The sequence below is a fragment of the Nocardioides sp. J9 genome (genome assembly GCF_007829375.1).
Taxonomy (GTDB): domain Bacteria; phylum Actinomycetota; class Actinomycetes; order Propionibacteriales; family Nocardioidaceae; genus Nocardioides.
Window position 1 is genome coordinate 1 of the sequence record NZ_VLJQ01000085.1, and the last position, 15,371, is coordinate 15,371.

16 protein-coding genes and 1 pseudogene are annotated in these 15,371 nt (G+C 72.1%); 4 read left to right on the top strand and 13 right to left on the bottom strand.

Annotation, left to right across the window (positions count from 1 at the left end; all coding sequences use genetic code 11):
* Positions 1-97 precede the first annotated feature (97 nt).
* Positions 98-1,549 (bottom strand): glycine hydroxymethyltransferase, encoded by a 1,452-nt coding sequence (locus L615_RS14305; RefSeq protein ID WP_145725512.1) that lies wholly within the window; start codon positions 1,547-1,549, stop codon positions 98-100.
* Positions 1,550-1,932: 383 nt separating this feature from the next.
* Here L615_RS14305 and L615_RS14310 point away from each other — a divergent pair, with 383 nt between their 5' ends.
* From L615_RS14310 to L615_RS24295, 4 genes and pseudogenes are all read left to right on the top strand, one after another.
* Complete coding sequence (locus L615_RS14310; protein ID WP_145725513.1) at positions 1,933-3,666, top strand: nitrite/sulfite reductase; 1,734 nt, start codon at positions 1,933-1,935, stop codon at positions 3,664-3,666.
* A gap of 184 nt (positions 3,667-3,850) precedes the next feature.
* Entirely contained in the window at positions 3,851-4,597 is a 747-nt protein-coding gene (locus tag L615_RS14320; protein ID WP_145725514.1) for a phosphoadenylyl-sulfate reductase, read from the top strand.
* 46 nt (positions 4,598-4,643) lie between these two features.
* Positions 4,644-4,928, top strand: a pseudogene (locus L615_RS24290) (sirohydrochlorin chelatase); the annotation flags it as partial.
* A gap of 212 nt (positions 4,929-5,140) precedes the next feature.
* Positions 5,141-5,416: a CbiX/SirB N-terminal domain-containing protein gene (locus L615_RS24295; RefSeq protein ID WP_261376706.1), complete on the top strand. Its 276-nt coding sequence runs from the start codon at positions 5,141-5,143 to the stop codon at positions 5,414-5,416.
* Between the two features lie 87 nt (positions 5,417-5,503).
* On the opposite strand, the gene L615_RS14330 is transcribed toward L615_RS24295, so the two are convergent.
* The 12 genes from L615_RS14330 to L615_RS14380 all read right to left on the bottom strand — a co-directional run bounded on the left by L615_RS14330 (position 5,504) and on the right by L615_RS14380 (position 15,371).
* The gene (locus L615_RS14330) at positions 5,504-7,246 is read right to left on the bottom strand and encodes a calcium-binding protein (protein WP_186449874.1); all 1,743 of its coding nucleotides are present in this window, start codon (positions 7,244-7,246) and stop codon (positions 5,504-5,506) included.
* A gap of 114 nt (positions 7,247-7,360) precedes the next feature.
* Positions 7,361-7,801, bottom strand: coding sequence for a DUF3037 domain-containing protein (locus L615_RS14335; protein ID WP_145725516.1), 441 nt, complete (start codon positions 7,799-7,801; stop codon positions 7,361-7,363).
* The gene (locus L615_RS14340) at positions 7,798-8,571 is read right to left on the bottom strand and encodes a HipA family kinase (RefSeq protein ID WP_145725517.1); all 774 of its coding nucleotides are present in this window, start codon (positions 8,569-8,571) and stop codon (positions 7,798-7,800) included. Before L615_RS14340 ends, L615_RS14335 begins: the two co-directional genes overlap by 4 nt.
* The gene (locus tag L615_RS14345; protein ID WP_051486282.1) at positions 8,568-9,428 is read right to left on the bottom strand and encodes a polyphosphate kinase 2 family protein; all 861 of its coding nucleotides are present in this window, start codon (positions 9,426-9,428) and stop codon (positions 8,568-8,570) included. The genes L615_RS14340 and L615_RS14345 overlap by 4 nt, the downstream gene beginning before the upstream one ends.
* 9 nt (positions 9,429-9,437) lie before the next feature.
* Positions 9,438-9,950, bottom strand: a complete 513-nt coding sequence (locus L615_RS14350; RefSeq protein WP_028657230.1) for a phosphoribosyltransferase — start codon at positions 9,948-9,950, stop codon at positions 9,438-9,440.
* Positions 9,951-9,981: 31 nt separating this feature from the next.
* A complete protein-coding gene (locus L615_RS14355; protein ID WP_028657229.1) occupies positions 9,982-10,503 on the bottom strand; it encodes a regulatory protein RecX in 522 nt (173 codons plus the stop codon).
* Positions 10,504-11,398: 895 nt separating this feature from the next.
* Positions 11,399-12,445, bottom strand: a complete 1,047-nt coding sequence (gene recA, locus L615_RS14360; protein WP_028657048.1) for a recombinase RecA — start codon at positions 12,443-12,445, stop codon at positions 11,399-11,401.
* A gap of 213 nt (positions 12,446-12,658) precedes the next feature.
* Positions 12,659-13,951: an MFS transporter gene (locus L615_RS14365; protein ID WP_145725518.1), complete on the bottom strand. Its 1,293-nt coding sequence runs from the start codon at positions 13,949-13,951 to the stop codon at positions 12,659-12,661.
* Positions 13,948-14,142, bottom strand: coding sequence for a DUF3046 domain-containing protein (locus L615_RS14370; protein ID WP_028657046.1), 195 nt, complete (start codon positions 14,140-14,142; stop codon positions 13,948-13,950). The genes L615_RS14365 and L615_RS14370 overlap by 4 nt, the downstream gene beginning before the upstream one ends.
* Positions 14,139-14,687 carry a DinB family protein gene (locus L615_RS14375; RefSeq protein WP_261376707.1) on the bottom strand — a complete coding sequence of 183 codons (549 nt, stop codon included), beginning with the start codon at positions 14,685-14,687 and terminating at the stop codon, positions 14,139-14,141. The genes L615_RS14370 and L615_RS14375 overlap by 4 nt, the downstream gene beginning before the upstream one ends.
* A 119-nt stretch (positions 14,688-14,806) precedes the next feature.
* On the bottom strand, positions 14,807-15,073 hold the full coding sequence (locus L615_RS24755; RefSeq protein WP_222430559.1) for a DM13 domain-containing protein: 267 nt from the start codon (positions 15,071-15,073) through the stop codon (positions 14,807-14,809).
* A complete protein-coding gene (locus L615_RS14380; RefSeq protein WP_222430558.1) occupies positions 14,997-15,371 on the bottom strand; it encodes a hypothetical protein in 375 nt (124 codons plus the stop codon). The genes L615_RS24755 and L615_RS14380 overlap by 77 nt, the downstream gene beginning before the upstream one ends.

Below are 15,371 nucleotides of genomic sequence, written 5' to 3' on the forward strand. Positions count from 1 at the left end.
CGGCGCCCCGCGCCGAAGGCGCGTCGACGAGGGCCCGCGGGCCGAGCGCAGCGAGTGCCCGTGCGGCCCTCGTCGACAGGCGACGCGCTCGCGCAGACTAAGAGAGGTCGAGGCCGGGGTAGAGCGGGTGCTTGTCGAGCAGCTCGGCGCTGGCGGCGCGGACCTTGTCGGCGACGCCGTCGGCGAGGACGTAGGACGCCTTCGACGGGGCACCGGCGGAGGTGGTGCCGGGCGTGGTGCTCTTCAGGACCTCGGTGATGAGGTCGGCGACCGCGTCGAACTCCGCTGCGCCGAAGCCGCGGCTGGTCAGGGCGGGGGTGCCGATCCGGATGCCGGAGGTGTACCACGCGCCGTTCGGGTCGGCGGGGACCGAGTTGCGGTTGGTGACCACGCCGGCCTCGAGCAGGGCGGACTCGGCCTGGCGGCCGGTGAGGCCGTACGAGCTGACGTCGAGCAGCACGATGTGGTTGTCGGTGCCGTCGGTGACGAGCTTGGTGCCGCGCTTCTGCAGGCCCTCGGCGAGCGCCTTGGCGTTGTCGGCGATGTTCTGGGCGTAGGTCTGGAAGGCGGGCGTGCGGGCCTCGGCGAAGGCGACGGCCTTGGCGGCCATCACGTGGGAGAGCGGGCCACCGAGCACCATCGGGCAGCCGCGGTCGACGCTGGGGGCGTACTCCTCGGTGGCGAGGATGAAGCCGCCGCGCGGGCCGCGCAGGGACTTGTGCGAGGTGCTGGTGACGACGTGGGCGTGGGGCACCGGGTCCTCGTCGCCGGTGAACACCTTGCCGGCGACCAGGCCGGCGAAGTGCGCCATGTCGACCATGAGGGTGGCGCCCACCTCGTCGGCGATCTCGCGCATCTTGGCGAAGTTCACGCGACGCGGGTAGGCGGAGTAGCCGGCGACCAGGATGAGCGGCTTGAACTCCTTGGCCTTGGCGCGCAGGGCGTCGTAGTCGAGGAGACCGGTCTCCGGGTCGGTGCCGTACTGGTTCTGGTGGAACATCTTGCCGCTGATGTTCGGGCGGAAGCCGTGGGTGAGGTGGCCACCGGCGTCGAGGCTCATGCCGAGCAGGCGCTGGTTGCCGAGCTCGTGGCGCAGCTTCTCCCAGTCGGCCTCGGTGAGGTCGTTCATGTTCTTCACGCCGGCGTCCTTGAGCCAGGGACCCTCGACGCGGTGGGCGAGGATCGCCCAGTACGCCGTCAGGTTGGCGTCGATGCCGGAGTGCGGCTGGACGTAGGCGTACTCGGCACCGAAGAGCTCGCGGGCGTGCTCGGCGGCGAGCGCCTCGACGGTGTCGACGTTCTGGCAGCCGGCGTAGAAGCGGTGGCCGACGGTGCCCTCGGCGTACTTGTCGCTGAACCAGGTGCCCATGGTGAGGAGCACGGCGGGCGAGGCGTAGTTCTCGCTCGCGATCAGCTTGAGCGACGCCCGCTGGTCGGCGAGCTCCTGGCGCGTGGCGTCCGCGATGCGGGGCTCGACGGAGGAGATGACCTCGAGCGCCTGGCGGTATGCGCTGCTGACGAGTTCGCCGTTGAGGGAGTTGTCGCTCATGGTCCACAGCGTAGTGGTGCGCGGTGCCGCTCCTGCTCGGGCCGGGTCCGGTGGCGATCACGGATGCCGGAGAGGGCTCGGGCGGTGTGACGTGCATCGCAGGCCCCGCGCGATCACGGTGCAAACCGTGACCTTTCGTCCACATCGCAAGATGCGTGTCCACAAAATGAGATTCCGATTTGGTGGCGCCGCGTCCGAAGGATGAGACTCATTGACATGGTCACTGCTGCTACCCATGCGCACCTCGTGGTACGACGCCACGTGGACTTCGGGCGCACCCGCAGCATGATGTGTTGGCCCCGCTGATCACGCCGACCGCCATTCTCCGAGCCACGCGCCGCTGACCCTGCCGCGCGCCCATCAGCGAAGGACCTCCTCTCCGCATGCCTGACCTGCGCTACAAGCCCGAGCCGGCCAAGTTCACCGAGATCCCGCGCCCCCGGCGCGCCGAGGGCCAGTGGGCGCTCGGGTACACCGAGCCGCTCAACAAGAACGAGCAGTCCAAGAAGGACGACGACCCGCTCAACGTGCGCGACCGGATCCTCCACATCTACTCCAAGCGCGGCTTCGACTCGATCGACCCCGCCGACCTGCGCGGCCGGTTCCGCTGGATGGGCCTCTACACCCAGCGCAAGCCCGGGATCGACGGCGGCCGGACCGGCGCCCTGGAGGAGGAGGAGCTCGACGACCGCTACTTCATGCTCCGGGTCCGTTCGGACGGCAAGCTGCTCTCCCCCGCTGCCGTGCGCGCGCTGGGCCAGATCGGCGTCGACTTCGCCCGCGACACCGCGGACGTGACCGACCGGCAGAACATCCAGTACCACTGGATCGAGATCGAGAACGTCCCGGAGATCTGGGAGCGCCTCGACGCCGTCGGCCTGCACTCCCTCGAGGCGTGCGGCGACTCCCCGCGCCCCTTCCTCGGCTCGCCGGTCGCCGGCGTCGCCAAGGACGAGATCATCGACGGCACGCCCGCGCTGGAGGAGATCGAGCGCCGCTACATCGGCAACAAGGACTTCTCGAACTTCCCGCGCAAGTTCAAGACCGCCGTCACCGGTCACCCCGGCCAGGACGTCTCCCCCGAGACCAACGACGTCTCCTTCGTCGGCACCGTCCACCCCGAGCTCGGCCCCGGCTTCGACGTGTGGGTCGGCGGTGGCCTGTCGACCAACCCGATGCTCGCCCAGAAGCTCGGCGTGTGGATCCCGCTCGACGAGGTCCCCGACGTGTGGGCCGGCGTCGCCGGCATCTTCCGTGACTACGGCTACCGCCGCCTGCGCTCGCGGGCCCGCCTGAAGTTCCTGGTCGCCGACTGGGGCGTGGCGAAGTTCCGCGAGGTCCTCGAGAACGAGTACCTCGGGAAGAAGCTGGTCACCCTGGCCTCCCCGGAGTCGCCGGCGGGACACCGCGACCACGTCGGCGTGCACGAGCAGAAGGACGGCCGTTTCTACATCGGCGTCGCCCCGACCGCCGGTCGCGTCTCCGGCTCGCTGCTGGTGGCGCTGGCCGACCTCCTCGAGGAGTACGGCGTCACCGGCGCCCGCCTCACGCCGTACCAGAAGATCGTGCTGATCGGTGTGGACGGCGACAAGGTGGAGCCGCTGCTCGACCGCCTCGACGAGATCGGCCTCAGCGGTCGGCCCTCCGCGTGGCGCCGCAACACGATGGCCTGCACCGGCATCGAGTTCTGCAAGCTGGCGATCGTCGACACCAAGAACCGTGCCCGCGACCTGGTCGACGAGCTCGAGCGCCGCTTCCCGGACCTCGACACCCCGATCACGATCAACGTCAACGGCTGCCCGAACGCCTGCGCCCGCACCCAGGTCGCCGACTTCGGCCTCAAGGGCCAGCTCGTCGTCGACGAGAACGGCGAGCAGGTCGAGGGCTTCCAGGTGCACCTCGGCGGCGCGATCGGCCTGCGGGCCAACTTCGGTCGCAAGCTGCGCGCGCACAAGGTGACCAGCGAGGGCCTGGACGACTACGTGACCGCGGTGGTGACGAACTACCTGGCCGACCGCACCGAGGGCGAGGCCTTCGACGCGTGGGTGCACCGCGCCGACGAGGATCTGCTGCGCGGCGAGAAGGTGCTCGAGACGAGGACGCTGGAGTCGGTCTGATGTCGGAGGAGTCGGTGTCGCGGAGGGCAGTTCCCTACCACTGCCCGTTCTGCGGTGAGACCGACCTCTGGCCCAACGAGCCGGCCGGCTGGCAATGCCGGGGCTGTCGCCGGGTCTTCAAGGTCGAGCTGCTCGGCCTGATGCCCGCCCCCACCCGAACCACTGACGTAGAAGGAGGTGCCTGATGACTGCTCCCGCCACCGCTGCTGCCCGGAGCTACCGGGGCACCCACACCGAGGGCCGCTCCCCGGAGGAGCTGCGCGAGCTGGTCTCGCACTGGGGTGCCGAGCTCGAGCTCGCGCCCGCCGAGGTCATCATCGAGTGGGCCGCGGCCACGTTCGGTGAGCGCTTCTGCATCACCTCCTCGATGGGCGACGCCGTGCTGGCGCACCTCGCGGAGAAGGTCGTCCCCGGGGTCGACGTGGTCTTCCTCGACACCGGCTACCACTTCGTCGAGACCATCGGGACCCGCGACGCGGTGCAGGCGACGATGGACGTCAACCTGCTCACCATCACCCCGGTGCAGTCCGTCGCCGAGCAGGACGCGGCGTACGGCCCGGAGCTCTACAAGCGTGACCCCGACCTGTGCTGCGCGCTGCGCAAGGTCAAGCCGCTGGCCGACTCGCTCGCCCGGTACGACGCCTGGGCGACCGGCCTGCGCCGCGCGGAGACGCACAACCGGGTGATCGCCCCGGTGATCGGCTGGGACGCCAAGAAGCAGAAGGTGAAGGTCTCCCCGATCGCCCGGTGGAGCGACGAGCAGGTCGAGCGCTACATCGCCGAGAACGGCGTGCTCGTGAACCCGCTCGTGTACGACGGATACCCGTCCATCGGCTGCGCGCCGTGCACCCGTCGGGTCGCCCCCGGCGAGGACCCGCGCAGTGGTCGCTGGGCCGGGACCAACAAGACCGAGTGCGGGATCCACTCATGACGAGGACGTCATCGGACCGCACCAGGGACGAAAGGGGTAACTCCTGATGGCTGCGCCCGCACTCATCGCCCTCGCCCACGGCAGCCGCGACCCGCGTTCGGCTGCCACCATCACGGCGCTCGTCGACGCCACCAAGGCGCTGCGACCCGACCTGCGCATCGAGAGGGCGTTCCTCGACCGCTCGAAGCCGGGCTTCCAGACGGTGGTGGACCGGCTGGTGAAGGCGGGTCACGAGGAGATCGTCGTCGTACCGCTCCTGCTCGTGGAGGCCTTCCACGCCCAGGTCGACGTCCCGGAGATCATCGCCGAGGCCACGTCGCGCCACCCCGGCCTGAAGATCCGCGCGACCGAGGTCCTCGGGCTCGAGGCGCGCTTCCTCGAGGTGCTCGACGAGCGCCTGCGCGAAGCGCTGCGGGCCGCGCGGGTGCGCGAGCTCGACGCGCTGGTGCTCGCGGCCGCCGGCACGTCCGACCCGCTCGCCAACCAGGCGGTCGCCCGCGCCTTCCGCGCCGAGGGTCGCCGCCACATCGCCGNGCCGCGCGGGTGCGCGAGCTCGACGCGCTGGTGCCGGCGGCCTACGCCACGAGCGCCCCGCCGGCGACCGGCGAGGCCGTGCGCGCCTTCCGCGCCGAGGGTCGCCGCCACATCGCCGTCGCGTCGCTCTTCCTCGCCCCCGGCAGTCTGGTCGACCGGGCCACCGAGCTCGCCCTCGAGGCCGGTGCCGTCGCGGTGTCCGAGCCGCTCGGGGCCCACCCGGAGGTCGCCCGCACGATCCTGGCCCGCTACGCCGTCGGCGCGGTCGAACTCGTCCCGGTCTGAGCGACCACACCTGACACCAGCAACGACGACGGCGCCGGTCCCCCACAGGACCGGCGCCGTCGTCGTCCCCCGACCAGCTGCTCGACGTCAGGGGATGTTGCGTCGCACCTCCACCCGGACGGCGCGGTCCCGGCCCGCACCGCCGTCGCCGGTGTCGCGGCCCGCCCCACCGTCGAGCACGTCGGCCCCGGCGTTGCCCCACAGCCGGTCGTTCCCGGCGCCGCCGACCAGTCGGTCGTTCCCGGCGCCGCCGACCAGTCGGTCGTTGCCCCCGTCGCCCCGCAGCTGGTCGTTGCCCCCGTCGCCCCGCAGCTGGTCGTTGCCGCCGTCGCCGAGCAGCACGTCGTTCCCGCTCCCACCACGGACGACGTCGTGGCCGGTCCCGGCCCGCACCACGTCGTTGCCGGCGCCACCGTCGACCCGGTCCGCGCCGGCGTCCCCGAAGATCCGGTCGACGCCGGCTCCGCCGGTCAGGACGTCGTTGCCCGTACCCCCGCGGAGCTGGTCGTCTCCCGCCCCGCCGTCGAGGACGTCGTCGCCCGTTCCGCCATCGAGCCGGTCGCTGCCTGCCCCGCCGTCGAGGACGTCGTTGCCCACACCCCCGGCGAGCCGGTCGTCGCCGCCACCGCCACGCAGGGTGTCGTTGCCACCGTTGTCACCGGTGCCGCCGTCCAGCACGTCGTCACCGTCCAGCCCCTCGAGGAGGTCCGCACCGCCCAGGCCCTGGATGGTGTTGGGTCCACCCGTCCCGGTCAGCAGGTCGTCGTGCTCGCTGCCGACCAGGTTCTCCAGGCCACTCAGCTCGTCGGCACCGGCACCGCCGGTCGCCCGTCCCGTCTCGAGGTGCACCTCGACGGCGGCCGGAGCCGAGGCGTACGAGACCGTGTCCACTCCGTCGCCGCCGTCGATGGTGTCGTTGCCGAGGCCGCCCTCGAGCACGTTGGGCCCGGGGTTGCCCACGATGGTGTCGTCTCGGTCGCTGCCCATGACGTTCTCGATCTCCGGCAGGGTGTCGGTCCAGGTCGAGCCCGCTCCCTCCTGGAGGACCAGGTCGACCTCCACGGCCGAGGGCGCGGCAGAGTAGTCGACCGTGTCCGTGCCGTCACCCCCGACGAGGAGGTCGTCTCCCCCGGTACCTCCGGCGATCAAGTCGTCACCCAGGAAGCCGTAGAGCGCTTCCGCCCCGGGGCTCCCGACCAGCACGTCGTCACCCGTCGTGCCGAAGATGGTCTCGAAGGCCGCGACCTGGTCGGTGCCATGGCCGCTGGCGGTCCCGGCACCCAGGTCAAGGTGCACACTGCCGAGCTCGTTGACCATCGCGAAGTTCAGCAGGTCCATCCCCGGGCCGCCGTCGAGCACGTCGTCGCCGGCGCCGGACTCGATCGTGTCGTCACCACCATGACCGTGCACGATGTCGTCGCCGACCCACCCCACCAGGCTGTCATTGCCGTCCTGCCCGAGCAGGGTGTCGTCGCCGGCGTGTCCACGGAGGATGTCGTTGCCCGCCCCGCCATCGATGCGGTCGTCCCCGTCCTGGGCATTCACGACGTCCTCGCCCGCACCCGCGCAGATCACGTCATCCCCCGAGGTACCGAAGATGACGTCCCTGCCCGGCGTACCCAGCACCACGTGGTCCGGTCCGGGGACGGTCCAGGAGACACCGGGCGTGTAGCCCGGCTCCGTGCTGAGATCGATGGTGACCTCGAGGCCGAAGCAGGTCTCCGCCGCGTGGGCAGGCGGCGCCGCAGCAGCCACCACCCCTCCCGCCGCCAGGAGCACGGCCACCGGGCCGATCCGGAGGGTCTGGTGACGCCTTGCTGAGGTGTTCATGGCGCCGGACGCTAGCCAGTGGCCCGACCTGTCGACCGGGGAACGACCGGACGTTGGGGCCCTACAAATAGGCCTCATCAGGCCGGGCAGCCCCACGAAGACCTACCCGACGAGCTACCCGACGAGCTGCCGGACCAGGTGCTCGAGGGTCGCCTCCGGGTCCGCGGTCAGGCCGCCGTGCACCGGGCTCGGCTGCACCACGGTGCTCCGCGGCGCCTTGAGCAGGCCGAACCGGGTGCCGAGGTCCTCCCGGGCCTCCCGGGTGCCGTAGGCCGTCGCCCGCAACGCCGCGCCGTAGGCCGCCTGCTCCTCACCCCGGCAGATCCGGTCGGCCGACGCGAGCGCGCCCCTGACCGACGCCAGGTCGAGCGCCCCGTGCAGCGCTCGCAGCCGGTCCTCGTCGACCACCGTCCGCACCCCGAGGAAGTCGCGCTGCGGACAGTGCAGCACCACCCCGACGTTGACGAACTCCTCCCGCTCCACCCGCGGCACGCACCGCAGCGTCACGTACTGGTAGGCGTCGAGGCGCGTCCCCGGCGCCCTGTCGGCACTCACGCGGCCCCTCCCGGCAGCCAGGGCCGACCGCCATCACGGCGGGGGGGGAGGGCGGACACGTAGCGGGCCCGCAGCTCCTCCGGCGTCTCAGCGCCCGGAACCGGCTCCCACCACACGTCCGGCACGTCGTCGAGCACCGCGGCCAGGGCGTCGTCGTCGAGCAACGCCGCAGCCCGCTCGTCCTGCGCCCGCGCCTGCTCCGCGAAGCCGCGGAGCACGTGCTCGGAGATGTCGTAGGGCTGGGCCGCGAACCGCGTCGGGTCGCCGGGGCCGCCCGGCCAGGAGTGGTGGAAGTAGAGCGAGGCACCGTGGTCGATCGCGTGCACCGTGCCGCCCCACACCAGCAGGTTGGGGTTGCGCCAGCTCCGGTCGACGTTGGCGGCGAACGCGTCCAGCCACAGGATCCGGCCGGCCAGGTCCGGGTCCGGCACCGTCGACGGGTCGAACCCGAAGGCGCCGGGCAGGAAGTCGATGCCCAGGTTCGGTCCCGCGCTCGCGCGGATCAGGTCCTGCACCTCCTCGTCGGCCTCGTAGCGGGCGATGTCCGGGTCGACGTCCAGGACGACCTGGTCCGGCGTCGGGATGTCGAGCAGGCGCGCGAGCCCGGCGACGACCACCTCGGCGACCAGCACCCGCGGCCCCTGCCCCGCGCCGCGGAACTTGCAGACGTAGGTGCCGAGGTCGTCGGCCTCGACGATCCCCGGCAGGCTGCCGCCCTCGCGTAGCGGCGTCACGTAGCGCAGGACGCGGGCGTGCTCCAGCGCGCTCACAGCGGCTGCTCGCCGGCCAGGCGCTGCTTCTCGTGCTCGACGTCGAAGTCGGCCTCCGGCCAGGACAGGTCGAAGGACCGCAGCGCGTCGACCAGCAACGTGCCGATCGCCAGGTTGCGGTACCACTTCTTGTCCGCCGGGATGACGTGCCAGGGCGCGACCTCGGTGTTCGTGCGCTCGATCGCCAGCTCGTAGGCCTCCTGGTACGCCGGCCACAGCTCGCGCTCGTCGACGTCGCCCGGGTTGTACTTCCAGTGCTTGGCCGGGTCGTCCAGCCGGGCGAGGAGGCGCTCCCTCTGCTCCTCGGCCGAGATGTGCAGCATGCACTTGATCATCGTGGTGCCCTGCTCGACCAGCGCCGACTCCCAGTCGTTGATCGCGTCGTAGCGCCGACGGATCTCCTCCGGCGACGCCAGCTCCCGCACGCGTCCGATCAGGACGTCCTCGTAGTGGGACCGGTCGAAGACACCGACGAGGCCCTCGGGCGGCAGCGCCTTCTCGATGCGCCACAGGAAGTCGTGGCTGAGCTCCTCCTCGGTCGGGGCCTTGAAGGAGGTGATCCGCACGCCCTGCGGGTCCATCAACCCGACCGTGGACCGCAGGGTTCCGCCCTTGCCGGAGGTGTCCATTCCCTGCAGCACGAGCAGGACCGAGCGGTGCCCGCCGGCGCGACCGTCGGCGAAGAGCCGCTCCTGCAGCTCGGCCAGCTCCGGGGCGAGGGAGGCCAGCGCGGCCGCGCCGTCGGCCTTCTTGCCGTCGAAGCCCGGTGCGGCGTCGGTCTCGATCGCGGACAGGTCGACCGGGCCGGGCGGGACCCGCAGGTGGGCGGTCAGCTCTGAGACCGGGAACGCAGCCATGCGGCGAGACTAGTGGGCCTGCCCACCACGACGGTCGACCAGCGGCGGCGTCGACGACCAGGGGAAGTCGATCCACGCCTCGGTACGACGCCAGACGTACTCAGGGCGGATCACCGTCCACGGCTTCTCGTAGATCACGGCGGTGCGGGCCTCGGCGACGTGGTCGGCGAAGAAGTCCCGGACCACCTCGAGGGTCTTGCCGGTGTCCGCCACGTCGTCGGCGATGAGCACCTTCATCCCGGTGAGGTCGATCGCCGCGGGCGTCGGCGGCAGCATCATCGGCACGTCCAGCCGCTCGTTCACGCCGGTGTAGAACTCGACGTTCACCGCCGACAGATTCTTCACGTCCAGCGCGTAGCCGAGCCCCATCGCCAGGCCGAGGCCGCCGCGGGCGATCGCGAGCACGATGTCGGGCTCGAAGCCGTCGTCCACGACCTGCTGGGCGAGGTCGCGCACCGCGGTGCCGAACAGCTCGTAGGTGAGGACTTCGCGTTCCGGTGCGGCGGTGGCGTCAGGGGTCACCGGCACATTGTGCGCCACCGCCGGCCGGAGGTCAGTACTCGTCCTCCTGCAGCGCCAGCTCCTGGCGCACGACCGCGTAGGCGAGCCCGGCGGAGTAACCCTTGCGGGCCAGCATGCCGACCAGGCGCCGGGCGGCGACCTGCTCGTCGAGCCCCTTCATGCTCCGCAGCTTGCGCCGCACCAGCTGCCGGGCGGCCGCCTCCTCGTCACCGGGGTCGACCTCGGCCAGGACCTCCTTGGCCGTCTCGTCGGCGATCCCCTTGCGCCGCAGCTCCACGGCGATGGCCGAGCGCGCCAGCCCGCGGCTGCGCTGCCGGCTCTCCACCCACGCCCGGGCGAACGCCTCGTCGTCGACCAGCCCGACCTCCTCGAACCGGTCGAGCAACCGGGTCGCGACCTCCTCGGGCACGTCCTTCTTCGCCAGCCGGTCCTCGAGCTCCTTGCGGCTGCGGGCCTTGATGCTCAGCTGGTCGAGCAGGATCTTGCGCGCGACCGACTCCGGGTCCGCGTCTTCGCCCGGCCGGTCTGCCGGGGGCTCTTCTGCCTTGCGCACGTCAACCCCTGCCTCTCGTCGCTCTCGTCAGTCTGGTGGTCGGCCTGGCTCTTCGGGTGGATCTGGGTGGTTGGTCGGGTGGGTCTGGGTGGGTGGTCTGGCGTGTGGTCGGTCCGGGTGTCGCCGGTGCCTGCCGGGCTGTGCCCCGCGGCTCGGAGCGGGGACCCCGCCGCCGGCCCCCTCCCCTGCCTGATGCTGACCTGCCGTGCNCGCCGCGAGGCACACCCGCCCGGCACCGGCGCCACCGGAAGCCTCGAGCCTGGTCGCAGCGAAGCCCCGGCGGTTGAGGTGCGAGGCGCCCCGGCGCCGAGCCTCGAAACCACCGGGCCCGGTCCTCCGAACTGTGCCGGGCTGATCTGGTCCCGAGGCTGGCGTGCGGGGTGTGGTCGGTCCTGGCGCCGCCGGCGCCTCCCGGGCCGCGCCCCGCAGCTCGGAGCGGGGACCCCGCCACCGGCCCCCTCCCACGAGCCAAGCTGGCCTGCCGTGCGCCGGCGGCACCCCGACATCGCCGCAGGGCACACCCGTCCGGCACCAGCGCCACCCGAAACCTCGAGCCTGGTCGCAGCGAAGCCCCGGTGGTTGAGGTGCGRGGCGCCCCGGCGCCGAGCCTCGAAACCACCGGGCCCGGTTTCCGGGGCTGTGCCCGGTCACCGTCCGGCGCAGCGGGCCCGGTGGTTTCGAGGCTCCTCGCTAGCGCTCGTCGCACCTCAACCACCGGAGAGGCTCCTCGCTAGCGCTCGTCGCACCTCAACCACCGGCAAGGCACCTCGCCAGCGCTCGTCGCACCTCAACCACCGGGTTCCCAGCGGCTGTCCTACCGCCAGGCGGAGGCTGGGCCTACGCACGCCAACGCGGCGCGGCAGCGTGTCGCCCTGCGGGCGACACGCTCGCGCCATCAGAACGAGTCGACGCCGATCGGCTCGTCGGAGAGCTCGTCGCCCTCCATGGTCGGGGTGACGCCGAGCTTCTCGAGGATCTTCTTCTCCAGCTCGTTGGCCAGGTCGGGGTTGTCCTTGAGGAAGTTGCGGGCGTTCTCCTTGCCCTGGCCGAGCTGGTCGCCCTCGTAGGTGTACCAGGCGCCGGCCTTGCGGATGAGGCCGGCCTCGACGCCCACGTCGATGAGGCCGCCCTCGCGCGAGATGCCCTTGCCGTACATGATGTCGAACTCGGCCTGCTTGAACGGCGGGGCGACCTTGTTCTTCACGACCTTGACCCGGGTGCGGTTGCCGACCATGTCGGTGCCGTCCTTGAGGGTCTCGATGCGGCGCACGTCGAGGCGGACCGAGGAGTAGAACTTCAGCGCGCGACCACCGGTGGTGGTCTCGGGCGAGCCGAACATGACGCCGATCTTCTCGCGGAGCTGGTTGATGAAGATGGCGGTGGTCTTGGACTGGTTGAGGGCACCGGTCATCTTGCGCAGCGCCTGGCTCATGAGGCGGGCCTGGAGGCCGACGTGGCTGTCACCCATCTCGCCCTCGATCTCGGCGCGGGGCACGAGCGCGGCGACGGAGTCGATGACGATGAGGTCGAGGGCGCCGGAGCGGATCAGCATGTCGGCGATCTCGAGGGCCTGCTCACCGGAGTCGGGCTGCGAGACCAGGAGGGCGTCGGTGTCGACGCCGAGGGCCTTGGCGTAGTCGGGGTCGAGCGCGTGCTCGGCGTCGATGAAGGCGACGATGCCGCCGGCAGCCTGGGCGCTGGCGACGGAGTGCAGCGCGACCGTGGTCTTACCGCTGGACTCCGGACCGTAGATCTCCACGACGCGGCCGCGCGGCAGGCCGCCGATGCCGAGCGCGACGTCGAGCGCGATGGATCCGGTGGGGATCACGTCGAGCGGGGCGCGCGAGTCGTCGCCCAGGCGCATGACCGAGCCCTTGCCGTACTGCTTCTCGATGCTGAGCAGCGCCGTCTCGAGCGCCTTCTGCCGGTCGTCTCCAGCCATGGTCCCTACCGTCCTTCGGTGTCGTGGTGAGCCAGGTACATCGGCGACGTTAGGGCGAGGTCCCGACACAACCTGGTCAGTCGTGTCGTGGGTGTGGACAAGCTCGTCCCGGCGTCGTACCTGTGGACGGTTGCGGGACGCCTCCGGTGTGGCCGGTGGGCGTCCGTGACCGCCGTGGGTACGACACTAGCCGAACACGTGTTCGAAGTCGTCCTACGCGGCCCGGCGTGTCGGCTCCGGCGCGTCGCGGGAGGTCTGCTGGGCGGCGCGCAGGGCCGAGCCGAGGACGCCGGCGACGAGGAGCAGGCTGGTGAGGGCGAGGGCCGGGTAGTCGGCGGCGCCCACGATGACACCGGCCAGGGCGCCGGCCACGGCGGCGGTGAGGCCCATGACGAGGTCGGAGGTGCCCTGCACGTCGGTGCGGGCCTCGAGCGGCGCGTGCTCGGCGACCATCGTGGAGGCGGAGACCATCGACAGCGACCAGCCGAGCCCGAGCAGGAAGAGGCCCGCGGTGACCTGCCAGGACATGCCGGTCGGCGCGGAGGCGCAGAGCAGGAGGGCGACGAGCAGCGTCGCTCCCCCGGCGCCCAGGACCGGCGGGCGGCCGACCCGGTCGGCGAGCATGCCGACCAGCGGCGAGAAGGCGAACATCCCGAGGACGTGCACGCTGATCACGACGCCGATGACCTCGAGCCCGGAGCCGCCGTGCTCCATGTGCAGCGGCGTCATCACCATGACGCCGATCATCGTGGCGTGGGTGAGGGCCAGGCCCGCGATCGCGTAGCCGAGGACGGGGCGCTCGCGGACGGCGCCGAGTGCCCGGCTCCACGAGGAGCTGCCGGGAGTCGGGACGGCGGGGTTGAGGCCGGCGCGCTCGTCGTCCGCGGCGGCGAGCTCCTGGGCGAGCAGGAGCGGGTCGGGGCGGAGCAGCAGGCCGACGACGAGGGCCGCCAGCAGCATGCCGATCGCCCCGAGGGCGAACGGTCCGGTGAGCTCGGGGATGTCGACCGCGTCGGCGAAGGAGCCGGCGGGGCCGGTCAGGTTGGGGCCGGCGACGGCGCCGACGGTCGTCGCCCAGACGACGAGGGACAGCGACCGGGCGCGGGTGGCGTCGGTGGCGAGGTCGGTGGCGGCGTACCTCGCCGCGCTGTTGGCCGACGTCCCGGCGCCGAGCATCACGGCACCGACGAGCAGGAGCAGCATCGAGCCGACCACGCCCGCGACGACGGCGAGCAGGCCGCCGGCGGCGCCGACGAGGTAGCCGGTCATCAGGCCGGTACGACGGCCGCGGCGGGCCATCAGCGGCGCGAGCAGGAACGAGATGACCGCGGCGCCCAGCACCTGCGCGGTCTGCGCGAGACCGGACATGGTCTCCGAGCCGGAGAGGTCGCGGGCGAGCAGCGACGCGGTGGCGATGCCGATGGTGATGCCGACGGCGCCGACGGCCTGGGTCAGGACGAGGACCCGCACGGTCCACCGCTGCTCCCGGCTGTCGGCGGGGCTCACCTCTCGCTCGCCGGCAGCTCGAGGGCCTCCCAGACCGCCCGCCACACCTGCTTCGGGGCGACGCCGGCGTCGAGGGCCTCCTGGGCGGTGCGGCCGTCCAGCGCGGCCATGACGTGCTGCGTCGCCCACACCCGCGCGTAGCCCGCGCCGAGGTGCTGCTCCATCCGCGCCCAGAACTCGGTGTGCCTCACCCTGAGATCATCCACCGCACGTCCCAGCGGTGGTGCACCAGGTCGTGCAGGTGGTAGCGACCGAGGGTCTCGACGGTGAAGACGCTGCCGTTGCTGCGGCGCCCCGGCCGGGCCCACTGGTCGTCCTCGACGCGGTCGTACCAGCCGGCGACCAGCTCGGCGGCCGCCACCAGGTCGGGTACGACGTCCGCGGGCTGTTGCAGGTCGTAGCGGTCGGCCACGGCGGTCTCGTCCTGGTCCCAGCTCGCGAACTCCGGGTCGTCCAGGGTGAGCACCTGCTCGACCCGGCCGGCGAAGACGCGGTGGACGTCGCGGACGTGGCAGGCGTACTCGGTCGGCGACCAGGTGGTCGGCGCGGGCCGCCGGCGGGCGCGGGGGTCGGTGAGGGCGTCGGCCCAGAAGGCCGCGTTGTCGCGGATCGCGGCACCGAGGGCGGTGCGGTCGACGGCGGCGGCGTCGAAGCCGCAGTCCGGGCAGGCGCGGTCGAGGACCCACGTCCAGTCCTTGGTGTCGGGCTCGATCGGCATCGCCTGGTCGGTGCTCATGGGGCCATCCTCGCGGCCGGGAGGGGGCGTCGGCGAGCGAGATCCGGCCAACGGTCGTCGATCGACCGCCATCCGGCGGGCGTGGTCGGCGTGGCGGACGGGCCGTCGGGTGCGGTGCGTCAGGTGATGTCGGCGGTGCCGAAGGCGACGTTGAAGCGGTCGCACCAGATCACCACGGAGCGCATGCCGGCGAGGTTCGCGTCGTCGGGGATCTCGTAGCTCTGGTTGCCCTGGTTGCCCTTGAGCGCACCCAGGCGGACGTAGTTGCCGTCGTCGTAGATGCCCCAGGACCCGAAGCAGCCGTCGCAGTCACCACCGCTGCGCTGGTCGGTGATCCAGACGTGGAGGTCGGGGCCATTCGAGGTGTCGAGGTCGGTCAGCCGCAGGRAGSSGSCTGCCGTCGCTGCGCCGGTAGATGGTGGCCGTGCCGGAGGTGCCGTGCTCGGCGTCGATGAACTCCGCCGAGGCGAGCMCGACCCGGGTCTTCTCCGAGCCGGTGGCCTCGGGCACCGCGGTGTCGGTCAGCCCGGCGGACGCGGTGCCGACGACGCGGCTCGTGTCGTCCCCCTCGTCGACCCGCTCGTCGACGAACAGCAGCCACGGCTGGAACAGCAGGCCACCCACCACGGCCACGACGAGGAGGACGCCGCCGACAGCCAGCCAGGTCCCGCGCTTACGGCTCAT